The following is a 23,805-nucleotide window of genomic DNA, read 5'->3' on the forward strand; positions in this document are numbered from 1 at the left end:
GTTTGGCAATTGGCGAGGGGGAAAGCGCCATTGACAAGCGGCGGCACTTCGAAAAGAGGAAAGGAAACGGATCGGATGGAATGATGACAGAGAAATGTGACGTGCTGATTTTGGGGGCGGGCGCCGCCGGCATGATGTGCGCCATCCGCGCCGGCCAGCGCGGCCGCTCCGTCGTCATTCTCGACCATGCGAAGGCGCCGGGCGAAAAGATCCGCATCTCTGGCGGCGGCCGCTGCAACTTCACCAATATCCATGCCGGGCCGAAGAATTATCTCTCCGCCAACCCGCATTTCGCCAAATCCGCGCTCGCCCGTTACACACCGCGCGATTTCATTGCCCTTGTCGAAAAACACCGCATCGCCTGGCATGAAAAAACGCTCGGCCAGCTCTTTTGCGATAACAGCGCCAAGGACATTATCCGTATGCTGCTCGGCGAAATGCAGGCGGTGAATGCAAAGCTGCGGCTCGAAACTGCCGTCTCGGCCGTCACCCATGATGGCGGGCGTTTTCGCGTCACGACATCCGCCGGCGTCATCGAAGCGGAAAGCCTCATTGTGGCGACGGGCGGCAAGTCGATCCCGAAAATGGGCGCGACCGGTTTTGCCTATCAGATCGCCGAACAATTCGGCCTCAAGCTCATCGAGACCCGTCCGGGCCTGGTGCCGCTGACGCTCGATCCCGCAGCGCTTGAAAGGCTGAGCCCGCTTGCCGGTGTCGCGGTCCCGGCAGAAGTTTTCCACGGCAAGACCTCGTTTGAGGAAGCGCTGCTCTTCACCCATCGCGGTTTGAGCGGACCCTCGATCCTGCAAATCTCCTCCTACTGGCGTGAAGGCGATACGATCTGCCTCAAGCTGGAACCGGCGCGCGATATAGTCGCCTTGCTAAAGGAAGCGAAGCAGAAGAACGGCCGACAGTCGGCCCAAACGGCTCTTGCGGAAATCCTGCCGAAACGGCTGGCCCAACATGTGGTCGAAAAATCAGGCCTCACCGGCAATCTTGCCGATATGTCCGACAAGGCTCTGACGACGTTAGCGAATGAGGTGCAGGACTGGCAGATCAAGCCCGCCGGCTCCGAAGGCTATCGCACGGCGGAGGTCACGCTTGGCGGTGTTGATACGACGGGCCTCGATTCTCGCAGCATGGCGGCGAAATCCCTGGCCAACCTCTATTTCATCGGCGAATGCGTGGATGTGACCGGCTGGCTGGGCGGCTATAATTTCCAGTGGGCCTGGGCGTCTGGGCAGGCGGCAGGCGAATTCGCGTGACTGTCTCTGGCCATGGAGTAAGTTCGCAACTTTCTCCTCCGTCATACCGGCCTTGAGCCGGTATCCAGTCAGCCCAAGTCTTTGGGCTGAAAAGACTACTCTCGCCGCACAGACGTGCGTCGGCTGGACCCCGGATCTAGTCCGGGGTGACGGAGTATGATGAGCCTGCTCGCCAAACTTGCTGGCTGAGTTTATTGTCCCTCTTCGCCCTTTTTAACAACCTGTTAATGGGCGTGGAGTCATCCTGACCAAATGCCAGCAAAGCCGGATCGCATTGCGCTCCCGCTGCACATGATGTCATGCTGGAGGCCTTAACAGGGCATGGGTCGATTGAGTTTTTCGTCAGGAACCCGCGCATGAACAGATCTGCACATCGCCGCCCTCGCGCCATTGCCATCGCCCGCACTGACAACGAGAGCCGTCAGCTGGCCTTTCGCCTGAGCCTCATCGCCGCCGGTGCTCTGGCAGCCCTGGTCGCTCTCTTTCACTGATCCGCGGCTCTTCGCCTTCATCCGGCTTATAAGCGCGCTGAAAAGCCGCCACGGCCGAGATGCCTGCGCCATATCGGCATAAAATTTCTCTTCCTGCAAAATGGCTTCGCGCCGTGTGCGCGGCTGCTGGTTTTCGATGATGGCCCGTGCTGCAAAAATCGCGTGCATGTCGCTCTCCTTCTAATGCGGAGGGCCATGATGCACGCCGTTTTTTGATTTATCTGCGCAAGAAAATGCGCTACGTTTTTCACCCATGAAAAACGTCACCTGGGATTCCTATCAGCTTTTCCTCGATGTGTCACGCAGCGGGGGCCTGACGGGTGCTGCGGCGGTGACGGGCTTGAGCCCCGCGACGGTGGGACGACGCATGGTAGAGCTGGAGGGGCGTATCGGCAAGGCGCTGTTCCAGCGCAGCCAGACGGGATACGCCCTGACGGCAGACGGCCGCACGCTGTTCGACCGGCTTCAGGCGATGGAGAATGCGGCGAGGGACATCGAGGGATGGCAGAAGGCGTCGTCGGCCTCGTCCGTCGTGCGCATTGCCGTCGGCACCTGGAACGCCTGGCTGCTGACCGGGAATTTTTCCGCCATCTGCACCGACCGCGACGATTTCCGCATCGACCTTTTCATTGCCGAACAGAGGGCGTCTCTGGCCCATCGCGAAAACGATATCGGCATTCGCGCTTTCGAACCGCAGGAAAAGAACCTTGCCGCCATCCGGACGGGGGAGGTGGCCTATGCGCCCTACAGGCTGCGCAACGCAGCCGTTTCCGTCGCCGACCGCTGGCTGGCGGTGGCGGAGGAAAACGCCATTTCAACCTATCTGCGCTGGCCCCATGAAAATCGTAACAACGGGATCGTGGTAACGGTGAACCGTCCGACGGCGCTTCTCGATCTGGTGCTGGCCGGGGCGGGGGTCGCGGTGCTTCCCTGTTTCGTGGGCGATGCCGATGCGCGGCTCGCTCGGGAAGGCGAAGAGCTGGAGAGCCTTCGCCACAATCAATGGATCGTGATGAACAATGACGATCGCCACCGCCGCGATATCAGGACGGTGGCGGATCGGATGACCCGTCTGATCAAGAGCCATTCCGATCTCTATGCCGGGCGCAAGAGCCGCCCGGCATAGAAAGAAGGCCGTTTCAGGCGGCGGCACTTCCCTGTGCGACGATGACGGGGATAAGCAGATCGCCCCAGTTGCCGCCGCCGCCATGGTGGCGGGCCGAGCGGACCAGCTCGACGGAAACGCCGGCCTCGACGGCTTTCATGACGGCCTGGTTGAGGCGGTGCAGATCATTGGCCAGCATGCGGATGGCGGCCTGCTGATCCTGCGTCATGGCGGAGGACTGCTCCTCGGCGCGTTCCTTGACGTGGGTCTTGATGGGGTTATGGGCATTCATGCATTTCTCCTCTCATTATTGGTTGGGGTTCTTGATCCGGTTTGCAAGCCCTTCCCGTCACCGGGAAGGGCAGTTTCTCGATTTTATTCGGCCGCCGGGCGGAACTGGTCGTGCTCGGTGGATTCCTTCATGGCTGTCGTGGACGACGTGCCGCCAGAGATCGCCAGAGACACGGCGTCGAAATAGCCGGTGCCGACTTCGCGCTGGTGCTTGGTGGCGGTGTAACCATTGGCCTCGGCTGCGAATTCCGCTTCCTGAAGCTCGGAATAGGCCGCCATCTGCCGATCCTTGTAGCCGCGTGCCAGTTCGAACATGCCGAAATTCAGCTGGTGGAAACCGGCAAGCGTGATGAACTGGAACTTGTAGCCCATCGCGCCCAGCTCGCGCTGGAACTTGGCAATCGTCGCGTCGTCGAGGTTCTTTTTCCAGTTGAACGACGGCGAGCAATTGTAGGCGAGCTTCTTGCCCGGATGCACCTTGTGCACGCCTTCCGCAAACCTGCGCGCCTGTTCTAGATCCGGCTTGGAGGTTTCGCACCAGATCAGGTCGCAATAGGGCGCATAGGCAACGGCGCGGGCAATGCAGGGCTCAAGACCGTTCTTGACCTGATAGAAGCCCTCGACGGTGCGGCCGGCATCGTAATCCACGAAGGGACGGTCGCGCTCATCGATATCGGAGGTCAGGAGCTTGGCGGCCTCCGCATCCGTGCGGGCGATAACCAGAGTCGGCACACCCATGACATCGGCCGCAAGCCGCGCCGCCGTCAGGTTGCGGATATGCGCCGCCGTCGGGATCAGAACCTTGCCGCCGAGATGGCCGCATTTCTTTTCCGATGCCAGTTGGTCTTCATAGTGAACACCCGCAGCACCTGCTTCGATAAAGGCCTTCATGATTTCGAAGGCATTGAGCGGCCCGCCGAAACCGGCCTCCGCATCGGCAACGATCGGTGCGAACCAGGTGTCGACCGACAAGCCCTTGCCTTCCGCCGTCTCGATCTGGTCGGCGCGCTGCAGGGTGCGGTTGATACGCTTTGCAAGCTCCGGTGCGGCATTGGCAGGGTAAAGCGACTGGTCCGGATACATGGCCGACGCCGTATTGGCATCCGCAGCAACCTGCCAGCCCGAGAGATAGATCGCCTTCAGCCCGGCGCGAACCATCTGCATGGCCTGGTTGCCGGAAAGCGCGCCAAGCGCATTGACGAAATTCTCCTCGTTGATCAACTTCCATAGCCGGTTCGCGCCCATCTCGGCCAGCGAATGGCGGATGTCGACGGAGCCGCGCAGCCGCTCCACGTCGGCGGCAGTGTAGGTGCGCTCGATGCCGTCGAAACGTCCCTGCGGTGCGCCCGGAACAAGCTTGTAAAAATCCGTCATACTTCTCTCTCCCATGATAAATGCGGTTTCCGTAACGGGCCGTCTTCAACATCATATGGCGCCGTTTGATGTGACTACATTTACATTTTTCGAGATTTGAGCGCCAGAACAAACATAAAAACAGTGACTTGAAAGAGGTTATGCTGTAGTGTGCGTGACAGGCGATGACTGTAAAATTGTAAGTTTTGTAAAAGGCTTTGGCCCGCAGAGTTTGTAACAGGTTTGTATGAGTTCGCAGGGACGGGGAGGTGAGGCGGTGTCGGAAAACAAGATTTTTGCAGGCCCGCGCGTGCGTCGCATTCGCAATGGTCTGGCGCTGACGCAGACGGCCATGGCCGAGGCGCTGGCGATTTCGCCGTCCTATCTCAATCTCATCGAGCGCAACCAGCGGCCGCTGACGGTGCAGCTGCTTTTGAAGCTGGCCTCCGTCTACAAGGTCGATCTGGATGACCTGCAGGGTGAAAGCGCCGGTTCCGCCGGGCAGCTGCGTGAGGTCTTCGCCGATCCATTGCTGGCCGGTGAAGTGCCGTCGCCGCAGGAACTGATCGAGGTTGCCGATGCCGCGCCCAATGCGGCAAGCGGTGTCCTAAAGCTTTACCGGGCCTATAGGGAGCAGGCGCAGCGCCTTTCCGACCTCTCCGATCTTCTGGCGCGGGAAGGGCATGAGACGGCGCTCTCCTCCACCCGTCTGCCGATTGACGAGGTGCGCCACGTCTTTGAAAACCGGCCGGCCTATTTCCATGCCATCGATGTGGCGGCGGAAGAACTTCACAAACACCTGTCGGCGGGCGACGATCTGGCCTCCGGCCTTCGTGCATGGCTTCAGAAAAACCACGGCATCGTGGTCCGCACCCTGCCGGTTCATGCCATGCCGAACCTCAGGCGGCGTTACGACCGGCATTCCATGCGGCTGTTTTTATCCGAACGCCTGTCGCAACCGGACCAGCTGAGGGAAATGGCGATGGAGACCTGTCTTCTGGCGCTTCGCGAAGAAATCGGCGTGGAGCTCGATGGGCTCGGCCTGAAAGGGGAGGAGGCAAGGCGCATCGCCCGCTTCGAACTGGCGCGTTACGCCGCCCATGCGTTGATGATGCCCTATGGCGCATTCCTCAGCGCCGCCCAGCGGGCGAAATACGATCTCGAGGTTTTGCGGTCGCGCTTCAACGTTTCTTTCGAACAGGCAGCCAACCGTCTTGTCAGCCTGCAACGGCCGTCAGCCGCGGCGATCCCGTTTTTCCTGATGGAGATCGACAATGCCGGCAACCGTTTCCGCCTTGCAGGGGCCGGCGGTTTTCCAAGGGCGCGTTTTGGCGGCCTCTGTCCGCGTCTCAACATCCATGCCGCTTTCGCCCAGCCGGGACAGGTGCTGGTGGAGGCGGTGGAGATGCCGGATGGCGACGCGTTCCTCACGGTGTCGCGTACGCTGGAAGGTCCGCAGGCGGGTTTCGGCGAAAGGGTGCGGCGAACGGCCGTGCTTCTCGGCTGCGATCTCGCCCAGGCCGGAGAGACCGTCTATGGCCCCGCCGCTTCGGGTGCTGCGCCCGTCGCCGTCGGCCCTTCGTGCCGGCTATGCGAAAGGCAGGGCTGTCTGTCGCGGGCGGAAGCGCCGCTGACGCGGCCGCTCGGGCTCGATGAAATGGTTACCGGTCTCAGTGTTTTCGACTTCCAGTAGGTGTTTCCATTCGCTTTTTTGTGGCCGGAACACATTTGGTTGAAAATGCTGTGCTGCACATTTCCCGCTTGCTCCCTTTTGTTTTCCTTTCTAGTCTCTCCCAAAAAAGGGGATCACGCTCCCATCGTGAGGATGCGTTAACAGGAGACATCATGAAAAACCGTTCTCTCCGCCTGACCTTGGCTCTCACCACCGCGCTCGTTGCAGCAGGCTCGGCAATGGCCCAGGAGAAGGTCGTCCACGTCTATAACTGGTCGGATTATATCGACGAATCGATCCTTGCCGATTTCACCAAGGAAACCGGCATCAAGGTCGTCTATGACGTTTTCGACAGCAACGAGCTTGTGGAAACCAAGCTTCTGGCCGGCAGCTCCGGTTATGATGTCGTGGTGCCGACCGGGCCCTTCCTCGCCCGCCAGATCAATGCCGGCGTGTTCCAGAAACTCGACAAGTCCAAGTTGCCGAATCTGAAGAACATGTGGCCCGAGGTTTCCGAGCGTCTGGCCAAATACGATCCCGGCAACGAATATGCCGTGAACTACATGTGGGGCACCACCGGCATCGGCTATAATGTCGCCAAGGTGAAGGCGGCGCTTGGCGATGTTCCGGTCGATAGCTGGGATATTCTCTTCAAGCCGGAAAATGCCGAAAAGCTGAAATCCTGCGGCATCAATATTCTCGATGCGTCGGACGAGACCTTCGCCATCGCCATGAACTATCTCGGCAAGAATCCGGATAGCAAGGAAACCGCCGACCTCGAGGCGGGCGGCGACGTCTATATGAAGATCCGCCCCTATGTGAAGACCTTCAACTCCTCCGCCTACATCGATGAGCTGGCGAACGGGGACAGCTGCATCACCATCGGCTGGTCCGGCGATATCCTGCAGGCGAAAAGCCGCGCCGAGGAAGCCAAGAACGGCGTCGAGGTGAACTACGTCATTCCGAAGGAAGGCACCTATATGTGGTTCGACAACCTTGCCATCCCGGCGGATGCCAAGAATGTCGAGGAAGCCCACGCCTTCATCAACTATCTGATGCGGCCGGAAGTCATCGCCAAGGCCTCCAACTATGTTCAGTATGCCAATGGCAACCTCGCCTCGCAGGCGCTGATGGATGAGTCCGTCGCCAAGAACCCGGCGGTTTATCCCGATGCCGAGACGCTGAAGAAGCTCTTCACCATCTCGCCCTACGGGCCGAAGGAACAGCGCGTCCTGAACCGCGTCTGGACGCAGATAAAGACCGGCAGCTGACACTTCCGCCCGCTGGTTGAGGAACGGCCGGCGGGCCTGTTTCTCTGATCCTTTGCCGGCAGGTTCCGTTACCTGCCGGCGCTGCCCGCCTCAAAGCATCGGACCGAAAGTCGGAAAATCCGATGCTCAAATCTACACGACCAACGGGATTTGAGGGTAGGGTGAATGGCGAAAACTCTGGGGCCGGTCAAACGCAAATTTAGCCCTTGGGACAATCCCGATGCGGTGCCCTTCATCCGCTTTGAAAACGTCACCAAACGTTTTGGCGATTTCGTCGCCGTCAACAATCTGACGCTCGATATCTATGAACGCGAATTCTTCTCGCTGCTCGGTCCCTCCGGCTGCGGCAAGACCACGCTGATGCGCATGCTGGCCGGTTTCGAGGAACCGACCGAAGGCCGCATCCTGCTGCAGGGCAAGGATATTTCCGGCGTGCCGCCCTATAAGCGGCCCACCAACATGATGTTCCAGTCCTACGCGCTTTTCCCGCATATGTCGGTGGAAAAGAACATCGCCTTCGGTCTCGAACAGGACGGCCTGCCAAAAGCGGAAATCGCCTCGCGCGTCGAGGAAATGCTGCGGCTGGTCAAACTCAGTGAGTTCGCCAAACGCAAGCCCAGCCAGCTTTCCGGCGGCCAGCGGCAGCGCGTGGCGCTCGCCCGGTCGCTTGCCAAGCGGCCGAAGGTGCTTCTTCTCGATGAGCCGCTCGGCGCGCTCGACAAGAAGCTGCGTGAGGAAACGCAATTCGAACTGATGGACATCCAGACCAATCTCGGTCTCACCTTCCTCATCGTCACCCACGATCAGGAAGAGGCGATGACGGTGTCGGACCGGATTGCGGTGATGGACAAGGGCAATGTCGTGCAGGTGGCGACGCCGGCCGAGATTTACGAAGCGCCGAACAGCCGCTACGTGGCGGATTTCATCGGGGATATCAATATTTTCGACGCCAATGTCGTCGCCAATGCTTCCGATATCGGCAAACCGGGTCTGGTGACGCTGGATTGCGAAGGGCTAAGGGTGGCGGTGGAGCAGGAATGCGCCGCTGCAACCGGCAGCCAGGTGGCTTTCGCAATCCGCCCGGAAAAGGTCCGCATCTCGCTCGATCAGCCCGCCGATAGCAGCATCAATTCCGCCTATGGCGAGGTCTGGGATATCGGCTATCTCGGCGACTTCTCCGTCTTCATCGTCAAGCTTGCCGATGGCCGCGTCATTCGCGCCGCGCAGGCGAATGTCTCGCGTCTCGTCGACCGCCCGATCACCTTCGGCGATATGGTGTGGCTGAACTGGAAACCGGATTCAGGTCTTGTCCTGACACGCTGAGGGAGGCTTTCATGGCGATCACCACTCCCGAAAACCGGCAAAGCCCCTGGCGCTGGCTGGTCGTCGCGGTTCCCTATTTCTGGCTGCTGCTATTCTTCGCAGCACCGTTTTTCATCATCTTCAAAATCTCGCTGTCGGATACGGCGATCTCCATGCCGCCCTATACGCCGGTCTTCGAAGGGTTTTCGAAACTCGGCGCCTTCTTCTCCGAACTGGATTTTGAAAACTACCTCTTCCTGACGGAAGACCCGCTTTACATCGACGCCTATCTATCATCGCTGCGCATCGCCTTCATCTCCACCTTTCTGCTTTTGCTGATCGGTTATCCCATGGCGCTCGCCATGGCGCGCGCGCCCTCTTCCATTCGCCCGACACTGGTGATGCTGGTGATCCTGCCGTTCTGGACTTCGTTCCTGATCCGCGTTTACGCCTGGATCGGTATTCTCAAGCCGGAAGGCCTGCTGACGGTGCTGTTCCAGTGGCTCGGATTGCTCGGGCCGGACCAGCAGGTCAATATCTTCCGCACCGAGACGGCAATCTTCATCGGCATCGTTTATTCCTATCTGCCCTTCATGGTGCTGCCGCTTTATTCGGCGCTGGAAAAGCTCGACAATACGCTGCTGGAAGCGGCGGCCGATCTCGGTTGCCCGCCATGGAAAGCCTTCTGGAAGATCACCTTCCCGCTGTCGCTGCCGGGCGTCGTGGCCGGCTCGATGATCTGCTTCATTCCGATAACAGGGGAATTCGTCATCCCCGATCTCTTGGGCGGCGCCCAGACGCTGATGATCGGCAAGACGCTGTGGACGGAATTCTTCGGCAACCGCGACTGGCCCCTGGCATCCGCCGTCGCCGTGTTGCTGCTGCTGTTGCTGGTGGTACCCATCGCCATCTTCCAGAACCAGCAGAAGAAGGTGGGGTGAGACGATGAAGCGCGGAAAATTCGACATCACCGTCCTCACCCTCGGTTTTGCCTTTCTTTATATCCCGATCATCATCCTGATCGTTTATTCCTTCAACGCCTCGAAGCTCGTCACCGTCTGGGGCGGTTTCTCGCTGCAATGGTACCGCTCCATGTGGTCGAACGAAGGGCTGATGGATGCGGCCTGGGTAACGTTGCGTGTCGGTATCCTCAGCGCCACCATCGGCACCATCCTCGGAACGCTGGCGGCGCTGTCGCTGACGCGGTTCGCGCGGTTTCCGGGCCGGGTGCTGTTTTCCGGCATGATCTATGCGCCGCTCGTCATGCCGGAAGTGATTACCGGCCTGTCGCTGCTGCTGCTCTTCGTGGCCGTCGGGGTAGATCGCGGTTTCTGGACGGTGGTCATCGCCCATACGACTTTCACCATGTGTTACGTGGCGATCGTCGTGCAGTCGCGGCTCCTGACCTTCGATCGCAGTCTCGAGGAAGCCGCGCTCGATCTCGGCTGCCCGCCGGTCAAAACCTTCTTTCGCATCACCCTGCCGCTCATCTTCCCCGCGGTCATTGCCGGCTGGATGCTGGCCTTCACCCTTTCGCTGGACGATCTGGTGATCGCCAGCTTCGCCACCGGCCCCGGTGCAACCACGCTGCCGATCAAGATCTATTCGCAGGTTCGCCTTGGTGTGACGCCGGAAATCAACGCCATCTGCACGATCCTGATCGGGCTTGTCACCATCGGCGTGATCGTCGCCTCCATCGCTTCCAAACGCACCGAATTGCAGCGGATGCGGGACGAACATGCGGCGGCACGGAACTGATCGAATATCCCGCGTTGATTTTTACGCGTTACTGTTGAAATCGCGAGAAAAGTAGAAACTGTTAATTTAGTTTCGGCGCTTTACGGTCTCAGAATAGGAATTTTCGTCGGTAATTGATCGATTTTGGTTTTAACCGCTTGTTAATAGGAGTTGGCGGAAAGTAAACCCAACGCAGGGCCGTCAAATTTTTGATAGCCGGGACTGATAATTTCCATCTGGCGAGATTGTCCCCCTTTCTCTCGTTGAAAAGCACAACTTATCCAGGCGGCCGTAAGGCCGCCTTTCTTTTTGCCGCAAAGGCCCGTGCCACTCAGCGGTTTTCTGGATGATCCATCGATTTCGAGACGAGCAGCACGGGAATAAGCCCGGCAATGATGATGATGATCGCCGGCACGGCCGCATCCTGCACCCTTGAGCGCGATGCATCCTCATAAACCAGCGTGGCCAGCGTGTTGAAACCGAAAGGCCGAAGCAGGATGGTGGCCGGCAATTCCTTCATGGATTCGATCAGGACGAGAAGAAAAGCCGTCAGCGCCGCGGGCCGCATGTTCGGCAACAGCACCTTGAACAGCGTCTGCGCCCGGTTGCGCCCAAGCGTCCGCGAGGCCATGTCGATATGCGGCGAAAGCTTCTGGAAACCAGCATCGAGCGTGCCTTCCGCCATGGTCATGAAGCGCACGGCATGGGCGTAAATGATGGCGAAGGCGGTGCCGGAGAGCAGCAGCCCGGTGGAAAAGCCGAAATGTGCGCGGATGAAGCCATCGACGCCATTGTCGAGACTGGCCAGCGGAATGAGCACCCCGATGGCGAGCACGGTTCCCGGCACGCCATATCCCATGGAGCCGAAGCGGGCGGCCACCTTCGAGGTGCGCGAGCGCTCGGTGCGGATGGCATAGGAAAACACGAAAGCGGCAATCAGCGTCACGAAGGCGGCGGAAAGCGAGACTTCGAGACTGTGTCCGAGTGCTTTCAGAAGCTTCGGCGCAAACAGCGCATCGAGCCTCCTCGCGGCGTAACCGCCCAGCACGATGACGGGAATGAAAAAGCCGCTCGCCACGGGAACGAAACAGAAAAGGCTTGCACCCCACCGCCGCCAGCCGGTGAGCGCCTTCAGCCGGTGACGCTGCGCCATGCTTGTCGCTTTCGGCGCGCCGAAGCGCTGTTTTTCACGGGCATTGCGTTCGATGACGATCAGCGCACCGACGATGACGAGGATGACGGCGGCGATCTGCGTCGCATTGGCGAGATTGCCGCGATTGAGCCAGGTTTCGTAGATGGTGAAGGTCAGCGTCTGGACGCCGAGATATTCAACCGCGCCGATATCGTTCAGCGTTTCCATCAGGACCAGAGAAAGCCCGATGGCGATGGCCGGCCGGGCCATCGGCAATTGCACGGAGAAAAACACGTTCAGCGGTTTTGCGCCGAGCGTGCGGGCCGCTTCGGCCGCAAACCGTCCCTGCATGGAAAAGGCGGCGCGGGCCGAGAGATAAACGTAAGGATAGAGGACCGAACTGAGAACGATCACCGCACCGCCGAGCGAGCGTATGTCTGGAAACCAGTAATCGCGGATGCTGTGATAACCGAAAGCGGCGCGCAACGCGCTTTGCACCGGGCCGGTAAAGTCGAGAAACTCGCCGAACGCATAGGCGGCGAGATAGGAGGGGATGGCGAGCGGCAGCACGAGCGTCGCGGACAATAACCGCCTCAGCGGAAATTCGAATGTGGTGACAAGCCAGGCGCAGACGATGCCGAAGAAAGCCGTCGTCGCGGCCGTCATCCCCAGGAGCAGGAAGGTGCGAAACCCGGCGCGCGGCAGGACATTGGCGAGAAGATGCTGCCATCCTTCCGTGCTGCCGGTCAGCGCCAGCCAGAAAATTGCCAGAATGGGCATGGCGGCAATGGCCGCGACGATGACCGCCGTGATGGGCAACACCGAGAAGCGTCTTGTTGCCGGAAGGGAAACCGTCATGGACATGCCAGTCTACTGTCGTGCAAAGGCCTCAACCGGCGACCATCGTGCCGGCGGCCTCCGCATTGCTACGCCCGCATGGCCTCAGTTGGCAAGAACCCGCTGCGAGGGAAAGGTGATTTCCACCAGCGTGCCTTCATTCGGCGTGGAGGTGATGGAGAAATTCGCCCGGTTGGCATCTACCATCGCCTTGGTCAGCGGCAGGCCGAGCCCGGTGCCGTCGCCGCGCACGCGCTTGCCGGAGGAGGCCACCTGCCGGAACGGCTTCATGGCCTGTTCCAGTTCCGCCCGTGTCATGCCGATGCCGGTGTCGCGAATGCGCAGCGACACGCTGCCATTGGCCTCATAGGCGGTGGATACCACGATCTGGCCGCCGGACGGCGTGAAGCGGATCGCGTTCGACAGGATGTTCAGCACGATCTGCTTGATCGAGCGCAGGTCCGCGACGATCTGCGGCACGGATTGCGCAAGTGCGGTGCGGATGATGACGCGCTGGTTGTTGGCCTGCGGCTGCACCAGCGAGACCGCCTCGGCGACCGTTTCGTTGAGCGGCACGGCGACGAAATCCACATCCATCTGCCCGGCCTCGATCTTGGAAATATCGAGCAGATCATTGACGATGTCGAGCACATGCCGGCCGGAACGGCCGATATCATTGGCATATTCCACATAACGCGGATGGCCGATCGGCCCGAAACGTTCGGTCGCCATCATGTCGGCAAAGCCGATGATGGCATTGAGCGGCGTGCGGATTTCATGGCTGACGCGCGCCAGGAAGTCGGTCTTGTGGGCATTGGCGGTTTCCGCCGCCCGCTTGGCGTTGCGCAGTTCTTCTTCGGTGCGCTTCCACTGGGTGATGTCGCGGATAACCGCGCAATAGCCATGCGAAGATTTCAGCCGGCCGATGGTCATGAACAGCGGCAGGAAGCCGCCGGATGCTTCGCGGCCGATCACTTCGCGGCCGTCATTCAGCACGCTGGCGACACCGTTATTGGCGAGACCGGAGAGATAATCCAGCACGGCGCGCTGGCTCTCATGGGCAAAGAGGGTGACGAAAGGTTTGCCGGCGATTTCACCATTGTCATAGTTGAACAGTGCGCTGGCGGAACGGTTGAGCGAGCGGATTTCGCCTTCGTCTCCCAGAAGCACCACGCCGTCGGTGGCCGTTTCCAGAATGGAATGCAGTTCCTCCACTTCGCCCTGCAACAGGGAGAGGCTGCCTGCTTCCGCATTTTCGGCATCGCCGGCAGCAATATTTTCGTTGGCGGCCGCAACCGGCGCCTGCTTTTCCTCAAGCGGCACCAGCGACAGCATCAGCGCCTTGGTTTCTTCCCAGCGAATGGACTGCAACCGCGCCTTGACGGGAATGATGTCGTTGTCAGAGCTGACGACCACCATGCCGCCTTCGTTGTCCGGCATCTCCTCCAGCTCCTGCCGCTGCAGCAGCGCTTCCAGACCGCCCACCTCTTCGAGCTCGGCGAGAGAGCCATAGCCCGTCAAGCGCAGGAAATCCGGGTTGGCGTGGATCAGCCTGTCGCCGGCATGCACCAGAAGCGCCACGGGCATCTGGTCCAGCGTCTCGGCCGTCAAGGCATTTGCGGGGCGAACGGACGGGCTGACCATGGCGGCGGCAATATCGGCAGCCGGCCGCTCGTCAGCCGCAGGCTCTTCCTTTTCGTCGGAACCGCTTTCATCCGCCGGTGCGCGAATGGCCGCAGGCTGCTCGCCACGAACGTAATCGGCGAAAAGATCGTCTTCTTCCGCCGGTTCGGTTTCCCTGTCGTCATTTTCCGTTTCGGAGGCCGCGCTTTCCGAAGCATCCGCATCGATATCCCGCTGGATATCCTGCATGGTCGGCTCAGCGGAAATGGCTTCCGCATCCGTTTCCCGGTCTTCTTCGGAAGCAGCATCCGCCGACGCAAGCGCCCGGCCGATTTCGCGGAAGGCGGCCTGCTCGCCTGCGGTCAGCCCCTCGCGGGAGCGCGAGCGGCGCTCCTCCAGATGGACGACCTTGTCGGAATAGTCCGGCTCCAGCGCGGGTGCTGCAAGCGGCGCTTCGAATTCCGGCGGGGTATAATCATGGTGCTGTTCTTCGGCCGAAACCACGTCCGATGCATCATCCGCCGCATCCGCCGCATCGGCCTCGGTTACCCGGATCGCATCCTCAGCGATGGAATCGGAATCTTCACCTGCCTCGTCATCCTCATCGATAAAGGCCAGCAATTCGTGGCTTTCATCCTCAATAGCGGGCTGCGGCAGTGCTTCCGCATCGGCCTCTTCGCCGTTGAGGAAGGTGAGGCCGGTGGCATGCGGGTCTTCGGCGGCATCGGCAAGCCGCACGATGCCGAAACCGCGGAAACCGTCGAATTCGCGTGAGCGCGTATAGGTGGGCAGGGCGGCGAGATCGATCGGCACCATTAGCGATGTGCCTTCCACCGGCCAGTAGATCGTCTTGCCCGACCATGTGTCGCGACGGCCGAGAAGCTCGCGGATCTTGCCGTCGGGATCGAGATTGAACAGGGCCGCGACATCGGCAAAGCCCATGCCTTCCACGGCAGCCGCCTTGGCGCCCACAGCCTCCGCAAATTCATGCGAGATCGAACTGAAGCGTCCTTCCGCATCGATTTTCCAGACGAAACGGGAAGCGCGCGCACCGGCATTGAAAACAAAAGGCTGTGCTTCTGCACCAGCGCCGATGTCCGTCTCCTCGGTCTCCGCCTCCGCCGTTATCTCCCCATCCGCGGCAGGAGCAGCGTCTGACGGCACTGTTTCGACGATTTCATCGTCCGCGACTGCGTTTTCTTCGACCCGGGTCTCTTCGGCAGGGGCATCGGCGATTGCCCGCTCGGTTAAGGGAGCTTCTGCTTCATCCTCATCGAGTTCGAAAAGATCGGCGATGTCGTCGGTCATCGCCACATGTGCCGCGGCGTCGGCGTCCTGCGCGGAAATCGCCGCCGGGGCCACCGCTCCGTTTTCCGGCAATGACGAAAGGCTGTTCTCATCCTGCTGCGCTGCCTCTTCCTCTTCGGGATCGGCCGGCAGTTCCTGAACCTCTTCCACATCCTCGATGCCAGCGACGGCATCGAGCACGGAATCGAAGGAGGTTGCAGCGGCAACAGGCGCGACCTCCGCAACCGGCAGGGCGGGCTCGGCGGCGGCTGGCGTTTCCTGCGGCCTGTCTTCTGCGAAACCATTGACGGGATCGAGTGTGCCCAGCGCGGTTTCGACCACGAACATCAGGTTCAGTTCGGGCGATGCCGCAATCTGGCCGGTGGCGGCGGGCAGATAGCCCTTGCCGGTCGGCACCGGCCGCTTGACGAGATGGCCGGACTGTCCGGCTGCCATTTTCACCAGTGTCCGCGCCGTGTGCGGCGTGATGCCCAGCGACGAAAAGCCGGGCGAGGCGGCGACAATCTCGTTCTCGCCGTTCAGAACCGCCATATGGATATCGGGGTCGTCGAAACCTTCGATCATGCGTCTGGCGCATTCCGCCGTGTCGGGTGCGACTTGGTCGGTGAGGGCGGAAAACAGGATGGCGGGCTGGCCGGGTTCGGCCTCGATGATTTCCGCGCGCGCCGTAACGGCAAGGCTGCGGAAACCCGACGTAATGCGAATGGTAAACGGCAGGCTGTCGCCTGCTTTGGAAAGCCGCGCCGCCGTGGCTGCCAGTTGCCGGAAGGTCACGTCCTGCGGTTTCGGGCCCTGTTCCAGAAAATCATAAACCATCGGCGTGCCGAACAGCGCCGCACCCCGGCCATTGGCCCAAAGGGCGTTTTTAAGGTCGAGCGAGAACAACGCCATGGCCTCGCCACGCCCGAAACCTTCACGCACCCGTTCATGCACTGCGATATCGATAAAGGGATACTGGACGGCGGGCATGTCGAAACCTATTCTGGCACTACCGGACCTTGCGGGCTTTTCGGCTTCCTCATGAAGCTCTAAACGTAAACCCGCCGAGGCATCACGTTAACAGAATTTTAAATAACTTCACAGCGCGGTCTGGTCCACCATCCGCCGGATGAATCGCCAAATAGAGTTAACATCAACAGGCCGCTGCGGCCTCTTTATGTCAGCCCGGCCCCTTGAAAAGCACTTGCCTTTCTCAGCCTTTTTTCGCAAAATTCGAAGAGGCACTTGCAAATGGGGAAAACACCTTTTATGTCACCCCCCGTGACGCCGCTTCGGCGTTTCATGTGCGGTTGTAGCTCAGTTGGTTAGAGCGCAGGTTTGTGGCACCTGAGGTCGGTGGTTCGACCCCACTCAACCGTACCATTCCCCTCTCCCAGTAAGTTATGCGTCACAAGGACTTTCCGGGAGAGGGGAATACTTTACCAGCCCGATCCGCGCAGGTCCCTCCCGATTTCCGAAAATCCGCAAAATTATTGCCATGTCCGTGGTGGTTCCCACGCAACCTTGGTGACGTGTGAGCCTTTGCCACACGCCGCCCGGCAAAAACCATTTGGCTAAAATCGCTTGCGCTGGTATTGTCCGCCCAACGAAACCTTATGAAAGCCAGCAGCATAGCGTCTACGCTTGTGCGCGGCGAAATGGACAAGACAGTGATCGACCCCGGAAACGGCCCAAAGCCGTCGGAACAAGGGGCGTCGGTGGCGAACAAAGGGAAAGCGAAGCGATCCCGTCGTGGCAAGAAACACAAGCGTGACGGTCAGCCCCGTGACGCTGCTGTGCTGTCGCATGATGTTGCCGCGGATGTTCCGGCCGGTTCCTCCTATGCATCGGCTCTTGAGCCGGATGCCGAGCCGCGCAAGAGAAAGCGCCGCAGGCGCTCTCGCGGCAAGGGTGCTTCTCAGCAGGCTGCCTCAGCTTCCACCGTGCCGGCGCAGGCTCCAGCCGCAACAGATGCTGCCAATCCATCCGCCGTGCCGCCAGGCGCAGGGCGAAAGTCGCGCCACCGCAAGCGTGGTCACCGCGATCCGCGCAGCCGCGATCCACAGGGCCGTCCGCTGGTTCCCACCCATGCGCCGAAACACGTCGGCAAGCAGAATGGTCGCGCCAATGGGGCCGGGCAGGAACCGCACCGGCAATCCGAAATATCCGCTCGCCACGCAGGCCGCCAGCATGAACATGGCCAGGAGCCGCCGGCGGATATGTATGCCGCGCTCGATCTCGGCACCAATAATTGCCGGCTTCTGATCGCGCAGCCGACGCGGCCCGGTCAGTTTCGGGTCGTCGATGCCTTTTCGCGCATCGTCCGGCTGGGCGAGGGGCTGGTGTCGAGCGGCCGGCTGTCCGACGACGCCATGGATCGAGCTGTCGAGGCTCTGAAAGTCTGCTCCGCGAAACTCTCCGGTCGCCCGATCAGGCGCATGCGGCTCATCGCCACCGAGGCCTGCCGCGCTGCGTCGAATGGCGAGGAATTTCTGGCGCGTGTCACGCGGGAAACGGGCCTGAAGCTCGAAATCATCAGCCGCGAGACGGAAGCCCGCCTTGCGGTGTCTGGCTGCGCCTCTCTCGTTGGGCGCGAGGCGCGTTCGGTCGTGCTGTTCGATATCGGTGGCGGATCGTCGGAAATCGCCGTCATCAAGGTCGGGGAAAATCGCTCGAACCGGCTCGCCAATCACATCACCCACTGGACCTCGTTGCCGGTCGGTGTCGTCACGCTCTCGGAACGCCATGGCGGGCGCGATGTGACGCCGGACGTCTTCGCCGCGATGGTGCGGGAAGTCGAAGGGTTGCTCGATGCCTTCCATTGCCCGCCTCTCGCGCCGCAAACCCATCACGAGGATTTTCATCTTATCGGAACTTCGGGCACGGTCACGACGCTTGCCGGCGTCCATCTCGATCTGCCACGATACGATCGCCGCAAGGTGGATGGCCTCTGGCTTTCCGATGCCGAGGTTACGGCGATGCAGGACAAGTTGCTGGCATGGGATTTCGCCGGCCGCGCCGCCAATGCCTGCATCGGGCCTGACAGGGCCGATCTGGTTCTGGCCGGCTGCGCCATTCTCGAGGCCATTCGCCGCCGCTGGCCGGCACGCCGTATGCGCGTGGCGGATCGCGGCCTGCGCGAAGGCCTTTTGACGGATATGATGGCGGATGACGGCGCATGGCGGCGCAACCGCATTAGGCGCATGCAGATGACACGGCAGGACAGGACGGAAGGTTTGACATGAGCAAGGCGCCGACAAGCAACAACCGCACCGGCCGCAAGATCGGCCAGAAGGTCAAGAAGACCAAGCTCAAGGCCTCGTCGCGCCGCTGGCTGGAACGTCATATCAACGACCCCTATGTGCAGCGCGCCAGGCTCGAAGGCTATCGCGCCCGGGCGGCCTTCAAGCTCCTGGAAATCAACGACAAGCACCAGATCCTCAAAGGCGCGCGCCGCATCATCGACCTTGGGGCGGCACCTGGAAGCTGGTCGCAGATCGCTTCGAAGGTGACGGATTCCACCGAGGACGATATTCGCGTCGCGGCCATCGATTTTCTCGAAATCGATCCCATTCCCGGTGTGAAAATCCTCCAGCTCGACTTCCTCGATCCGAGCGCGCCGGAAAAGCTGATGGAGGCCGTTGGCGGCACGCCCGATCTGGTGCTGTCGGACATGGCCGCGCCCACCACCGGTCACCAGAAGACCGACCATATCCGCACCATGCATCTGTGCGAAGTCGCGGCCGATTTCGCCGTTCAGGTGCTGGCGGAAGGCGGTCACTTCCTTGCCAAGACCTTTCAGGGCGGCACGGAAAAGGCATTGCTGGATATGCTAAAGAAGAACTTCAAGCAGGTTCTGCACATCAAGCCGGCGTCCTCACGCTCGGAATCTGTGGAAATGTTCCTGCTTGCCAAGCACTTCAAGGGCCGCAAGGGCGAGCCGACCGACGCATCCGAAGCCGAAGAGGCTTCCGAAGACTGATCACTCCGCCGGTTGTGAGACCTTGCCCCGGTGGCCGGAGACGGCCGCCCCGGCATTGCCGTCCATGCGGATGATCGGCACGATGGCGAACAGCGATACCAGCGCCACGATGGTGAAGGCGATGTGGAAATCGGCGAGCTGCAGGTGCGTGCCGGACATCATGCTGCTGACTTCCAGAATGGAGGCGGCGAAAGCCACACCCAGCGCCAGGCTGATCTGCTGCAGCACCGACGCCATCTAAGTCGCCTGGCTGGCCTGACTGTCCTCGATGTCGGAATAGCTGAGCGCATTCGATCCGGTGAAGAAGAAGGACCGGGCAAATCCCGCTGTCACAAGGAAGATCATGATCAGCGGATAAGGCGTTTCCGGGGTGAAGAAGCTGTTGGCGAGCGTGGTGCAGGCGCCGACGATGCCGGCCCCGATCAGTGTCGAGCGGAATCCGGTTGCCGCAAACACCCGCTTGGCCATGAATTTCGTGGTGATCGCGCCGATTGCGCCGGCAAAGGTGATCATGCCCGACTGGAACGGATTAAGCCCGAAACCGATCTGCAGCATCAGCGGCATCAGAAAGGGTATGGCGCCCGTGGAAATGCGGAAAACGGTGCCGCCGACGGACGCCGCCCGGAAGGTCGCGTTCTGGAAAATGCGGAAATCCAGAATGGGGGCGGGGTGGCGCGCGGCGTGGCGCAGATAAAGAAAACCGCAGATGAAACCGATGATCGTCGAGGCGATGCCGATGGCCGGCGGCAGCGCCGGCAGGCTGACGACGGAGAGGCCGAACACCACACCGGAGGCGGCGATGCCTGACAGCACGAAGCCTTTGCCATCCATCGGCGGCGGGTTGGTGGTTTCGATTTCCGGCAGGAAGATCGTCGAGAGCCAAATGCCGATGACGCCGATCGGCACATTGATCAGAAAAATCCAGTGCCATGAAAAATAGGTGGTGATGAAGCCGCCGATGGGTGGGCCGGTAAGCGGTCCCACCAGCCCCGGAATTGTCAGCAGCGCCATGGCGGAGACGAGTTCGCTGCGCTTGGTCGTGCGCAAAAGCACGAGGCGGCCAACGGGTGTCATCATCGCCCCGCCCATGCCCTGCAAGAAGCGCGAGAGCACGAATTCGAACACCGAGGACGACACCGCGCAGCAGATCGACCCCACCACGAAGACGCCGATGGCGAAACGAAAGATTTTCTTCGCGCCGTATTTGTCGGCCATCCAGCCGCTGATGGGAATGAAGATCGCCAGCGCCACCATATAGGCCGTCAATGCGAGCTTGAGCGTGATCGGGCCGACATGAAGGTCGGCGGCAATTGCCGGCAGCGAGGTGGCGATGACGGTGGAGTCCATCTGCTCCATGAAGAGAGCGACTGCCAGGATGAGGGGAATGATGCGGTTCATGAGGCTGCCTGCGGCTTTCCGCTGCGACAAAGGATATCGCCGTTCCTCCTACGCCTGATAAGCGGGCTTGCCAACACGTTAATTATCAATTTCTCAAGTTCCGATCAAACCTGCGTGAGGCCGGTTTTCTTGCAACTTTATCGCTCTATTGTCCGTTGGCATGGTTCAGTTGGCGATCACGGCCAGTTGGCGATATCGGGAGAAAAATGATGACCCAATCCTTGAGCATGAGCAGACGCGGCCTCATCGGCGCGGCGGGCGCAAGCGTTCTCGGTGCGCCGCTGTTGATGGCGCGCACGGCAACGGCCCAGACCAGCCAGCCGCAAACCTCCATGGAGATAGAACACGCGATGCCGCCTGAAACCAACCGCTTCAAGCTCGGCAATTTCGAAGTGCTGGTGGTGAAGGATGGCGCACGCGCGGCTCCCAATCCCGGCGAGACCTTCGGGACCGATCAGTCGGCGGAGACGGTCGGAAAATTGCTGGAAGACAATTTTCTGCCGAAGGAGCAATTCGTCAATTCCTTCTCGCCGGTCCTCGTCAATACCGGCACGGATCTCGTGCTGTTCGATACCGGTTTCGGTGAAGCCGGGCGCGGTGCGGGCAATGGCCGGTTGATCGAGGGCATGGCGGCGGCCGGTTATACGCCGGAAGATGTGACCGTCGTGGTGCTGACCCACATGCATGGCGATCATATCGGTGGGCTGATGGAAAAGGGTGCTCCGGCTTTTTCCAAGGCGCGCTACGTGTTCGGTCAGGCGGAATATGATTTCTGGACGGATGAGAAACGTGTCGGCACGCCTGCGGAAGGCGGTCACAAGGGCGTTCTCACGAACGTCAAGCCGCTGGCGGAAAAGGCGACCTTCATTGGCGACGGCGCCAGTGTCGTATCCGGGATTACCGGTGTGGCGGCCTTCGGTCATTCGCCGGGCCATATGATCTTCCGTGTCGAATCGGAAGGCAAACAACTCATCCTGACGGCGGATACGGCCAACCATTTCGTCCTTTCCCTGCAGAAGCCAGACTGGGAGGTGAAGTTCGACATGGACAAGGCGGCAGCCGCCGCGACCCGCAAGAAGGTCTATGACATGATCGCCACCGACCGTTTGCCTTTCCTTGGGTATCACATGCCTTTCCCGGCGGTCGGTTACGCGGAAAAGCTGGATACCGGCTATCGTTTCGTGCCGAAATCCTACCAGTTCGACATCTAAATGCATCTCGCGCAAAAGTGTTCAGCGGTTTTGCGATAACGACATGCATAAAAACAAGCAGTTATAGCGCGTCATGTGGGGCAAGGACCCACACGACGCGTTATAACGTCTGCTGCAATGCAGCAACAAAGAAAGCCCGGAAGGCAATTCCGGGTTTTTTCTATTCCCTTCCTGTCATGAACGTGTTACCAGCCCTCGCCAACTTCCAAGCAATCCTTGCAGGGCGCCGGGGTGAACTTTTCGTTCCGGAACGGCCACGCATTTTCAGTATGAAGGAATTTGGTCATGGCACGCATCATTCAAACACCCACTGGTTTGGACGCTCTCACATTTGACGATGTGTTGCTGCAACCCGGACATTCCGAAGTCATGCCGGGACAGACGAATATCGCCACGCGCATTGCCCGCGATATCGATCTCAACCTGCCGATCCTCTCTTCCGCCATGGATACGGTTACCGAAGGCCGCCTCGCCATCGCCATGGCCCAGGCCGGCGGCATCGGTGTCATCCACCGCAACCTGACCCCCATCGAACAGGCCGAAGAAGTACGGCAGGTGAAGAAGTTCGAAAGCGGCATGGTCGTCAACCCGGTCACCATCGGCCCGGATGCGACGCTTGCTGAAGCACAGGCGCTGATGAAGGCGCATGGCATTTCCGGCATTCCGGTCGTTGAAAACGGCGGTTCCGGCGGCCACAAGAACGGCCGTCTGGTCGGCATTCTGACCAACCGCGACGTGCGCTTCGCCTCCGATCCGCAGCAGAAGATTTACGAACTGATGACCCGCGAAAACCTGGTCACGGTCAAGGAAAGCAGCGTCGATCAACAGGAAGCCCGCCGCCTGCTGCACAAGCACCGCATCGAAAAGCTGCTGGTTGTGGATGCCAAGGGCAACTGCGTCGGCCTCATCACCGTCAAGGATATCGAGAAGTCGCAGCTCAATCCCAACGCCACCAAGGATGCGCAGGGTCGCCTTCGCGCCGCTGCCGCCATCAGCGTCGGTGCTGACGCCATCGAGCGCGCCGAGCGCCTCATCGATGCCGGCGTCGACCTTCTGGTCGTCGATACCGCGCATGGCCATTCGCAGCGCGTGCTGGATGCCGTCTCGCAGGTCAAGAAGATGTCGAACTCGGTTCGCATCATCGCCGGCAATGTCGCCACCGCTGACGGCACCAAGGCGTTGATCGATGCCGGCGCCGATGGCGTCAAGGTCGGTATCGGCCCCGGCTCCATCTGCACCACCCGCATCGTCGCCGGCGTCGGCGTTCCGCAGCTCGCTGCCATCATGTCGTCGGTTGAAGTCGCCAATGCGGCTGATATCCCCGTCATCGCCGATGGCGGCATCAAGTTCTCGGGCGATCTGGCCAAGGCAATCGCCGCCGGCGCTTCCGCCGTCATGATCGGCTCGCTGCTGGCCGGCACGGATGAAAGCCCGGGCGAAGTGTTCCTCTACCAGGGCCGTTCCTTCAAGGCCTATCGCGGCATGGGCTCCGTAGGCGCCATGGCGCGCGGCTCGGCAGACCGTTATTTCCAGGCGGAAGTACGCGACACGCTGAAGCTCGTTCCGGAAGGCATCGAAGGTCAGGTTCCCTATAAGGGCCCGGTTTCCGGCGTCCTGCACCAGCTGGCAGGTGGCCTGAAAGCCGCCATGGGTTATGTCGGCGGCAGCAACATCAAGGAATTCCAGGAGCGCGCCACCTTCGTTCGCATCTCCAGCGCGGGCCTGCGCGAAAGCCACGCCCATGACGTGACGATCACCCGCGAAAGCCCGAACTACCCCGGCGCGGTTTGATCTTTCGAGGCGAATCCGTAAAAGGATACTGAGTATTTGGCGCTCCCCGATTCATGC

General features: G+C 60.6%; 16 protein-coding genes, 1 tRNA gene and 1 pseudogene. 12 read left to right on the forward strand and 6 right to left on the reverse strand.

Features of this window, described 5'->3' with window-relative positions:
- Positions 1-80: 80 nt before the first annotated feature.
- The gene (locus AGR7B_RS02750; RefSeq protein ID WP_080855967.1) at positions 81-1,265 is read left to right on the forward strand and encodes a BaiN/RdsA family NAD(P)/FAD-dependent oxidoreductase; all 1,185 of its coding nucleotides are present in this window, start codon (positions 81-83) and stop codon (positions 1,263-1,265) included.
- A 311-nt stretch (positions 1,266-1,576) separates the two neighbouring features.
- Here the strand turns inward: AGR7B_RS02750 and AGR7B_RS02755 are convergent, their stop codons facing one another.
- The gene (locus AGR7B_RS02755) at positions 1,577-1,924 is read right to left on the reverse strand and encodes a hypothetical protein (RefSeq protein ID WP_080855968.1); all 348 of its coding nucleotides are present in this window, start codon (positions 1,922-1,924) and stop codon (positions 1,577-1,579) included.
- Positions 1,925-2,009: 85 nt separating this feature from the next.
- On the opposite strand from AGR7B_RS02755, the gene AGR7B_RS02760 reads away from it, so the two are divergent.
- Positions 2,010-2,882 carry a LysR family transcriptional regulator gene (locus AGR7B_RS02760; protein ID WP_080855969.1) on the forward strand — a complete coding sequence of 291 codons (873 nt, stop codon included), beginning with the start codon at positions 2,010-2,012 and terminating at the stop codon, positions 2,880-2,882.
- 13 nt (positions 2,883-2,895) lie between these two features.
- Here the strand turns inward: AGR7B_RS02760 and AGR7B_RS02765 are convergent, their stop codons facing one another.
- Positions 2,896-3,153, reverse strand: a complete 258-nt coding sequence (locus AGR7B_RS02765) for an SMc00767 family acetate metabolism repressor (RefSeq protein WP_003493954.1) — start codon at positions 3,151-3,153, stop codon at positions 2,896-2,898.
- Positions 3,154-3,236: 83 nt separating this feature from the next.
- Entirely contained in the window at positions 3,237-4,526 is a 1,290-nt protein-coding gene (gene aceA, locus AGR7B_RS02770; RefSeq protein ID WP_004432607.1) for an isocitrate lyase, read from the reverse strand.
- A gap of 256 nt (positions 4,527-4,782) precedes the next feature.
- Between aceA and AGR7B_RS02775 the strand changes: the two genes are divergently transcribed.
- The 5 genes from AGR7B_RS02775 (at position 4,783) to AGR7B_RS02795 (ending at position 10,508) form a co-directional block, all read left to right on the forward strand.
- Complete coding sequence (locus AGR7B_RS02775; protein ID WP_080855970.1) at positions 4,783-6,198, forward strand: helix-turn-helix domain-containing protein; 1,416 nt, start codon at positions 4,783-4,785, stop codon at positions 6,196-6,198.
- Positions 6,199-6,350: 152 nt separating this feature from the next.
- Positions 6,351-7,448, forward strand: coding sequence for a polyamine ABC transporter substrate-binding protein (locus AGR7B_RS02780; RefSeq protein WP_004432613.1), 1,098 nt, complete (start codon positions 6,351-6,353; stop codon positions 7,446-7,448).
- A gap of 165 nt (positions 7,449-7,613) precedes the next feature.
- Positions 7,614-8,771 carry an ABC transporter ATP-binding protein gene (locus AGR7B_RS02785; RefSeq protein WP_080855971.1) on the forward strand — a complete coding sequence of 386 codons (1,158 nt, stop codon included), beginning with the start codon at positions 7,614-7,616 and terminating at the stop codon, positions 8,769-8,771.
- An 11-nt stretch (positions 8,772-8,782) separates the two neighbouring features.
- Positions 8,783-9,691: an ABC transporter permease subunit gene (locus AGR7B_RS02790; RefSeq protein WP_080817796.1), complete on the forward strand. Its 909-nt coding sequence runs from the start codon at positions 8,783-8,785 to the stop codon at positions 9,689-9,691.
- 4 nt (positions 9,692-9,695) lie between these two features.
- Positions 9,696-10,508 carry an ABC transporter permease gene (locus AGR7B_RS02795; protein ID WP_065654420.1) on the forward strand — a complete coding sequence of 271 codons (813 nt, stop codon included), beginning with the start codon at positions 9,696-9,698 and terminating at the stop codon, positions 10,506-10,508.
- A 310-nt stretch (positions 10,509-10,818) separates the two neighbouring features.
- Here the strand turns inward: AGR7B_RS02795 and AGR7B_RS02800 are convergent, their stop codons facing one another.
- Positions 10,819-12,483 carry an ABC transporter permease gene (locus tag AGR7B_RS02800; RefSeq protein ID WP_162934024.1) on the reverse strand — a complete coding sequence of 555 codons (1,665 nt, stop codon included), beginning with the start codon at positions 12,481-12,483 and terminating at the stop codon, positions 10,819-10,821.
- Positions 12,484-12,561: 78 nt separating this feature from the next.
- Entirely contained in the window at positions 12,562-16,356 is a 3,795-nt protein-coding gene (locus tag AGR7B_RS02805) for an ATP-binding protein (RefSeq protein ID WP_078051235.1), read from the reverse strand.
- Between the two features lie 316 nt (positions 16,357-16,672).
- On the opposite strand from AGR7B_RS02805, the gene AGR7B_RS02810 reads away from it, so the two are divergent.
- The 3 genes from AGR7B_RS02810 to AGR7B_RS02820 all read left to right on the forward strand — a co-directional run bounded on the left by AGR7B_RS02810 (position 16,673) and on the right by AGR7B_RS02820 (position 19,348).
- Positions 16,673-16,749, forward strand: a tRNA-His gene (locus tag AGR7B_RS02810).
- A 233-nt stretch (positions 16,750-16,982) separates the two neighbouring features.
- Entirely contained in the window at positions 16,983-18,611 is a 1,629-nt protein-coding gene (locus AGR7B_RS02815) for a Ppx/GppA phosphatase family protein (protein WP_162934025.1), read from the forward strand.
- Positions 18,608-19,348, forward strand: coding sequence for an RlmE family RNA methyltransferase (locus tag AGR7B_RS02820; protein ID WP_078051233.1), 741 nt, complete (start codon positions 18,608-18,610; stop codon positions 19,346-19,348). The genes AGR7B_RS02815 and AGR7B_RS02820 overlap by 4 nt, the downstream gene beginning before the upstream one ends.
- Here the strand turns inward: AGR7B_RS02820 and AGR7B_RS02825 are convergent.
- Positions 19,349-20,746 (reverse strand): annotated as a pseudogene (locus tag AGR7B_RS02825) (MDR family MFS transporter).
- A 209-nt stretch (positions 20,747-20,955) separates the two neighbouring features.
- On the opposite strand from AGR7B_RS02825, the gene AGR7B_RS02830 reads away from it, so the two are divergent.
- The gene (locus AGR7B_RS02830) at positions 20,956-21,957 is read left to right on the forward strand and encodes an MBL fold metallo-hydrolase (protein ID WP_162934026.1); all 1,002 of its coding nucleotides are present in this window, start codon (positions 20,956-20,958) and stop codon (positions 21,955-21,957) included.
- A 285-nt stretch (positions 21,958-22,242) separates the two neighbouring features.
- Positions 22,243-23,748, forward strand: coding sequence for an IMP dehydrogenase (gene guaB, locus AGR7B_RS02840; RefSeq protein WP_065654415.1), 1,506 nt, complete (start codon positions 22,243-22,245; stop codon positions 23,746-23,748).
- The last annotated feature ends 57 nt before the right edge of the window (positions 23,749-23,805 follow it).

The sequence above is a fragment of the Agrobacterium deltaense RV3 genome (assembly GCF_900013505.1).
Classification (GTDB): Bacteria; Pseudomonadota; Alphaproteobacteria; order Rhizobiales; family Rhizobiaceae; genus Agrobacterium; species Agrobacterium leguminum.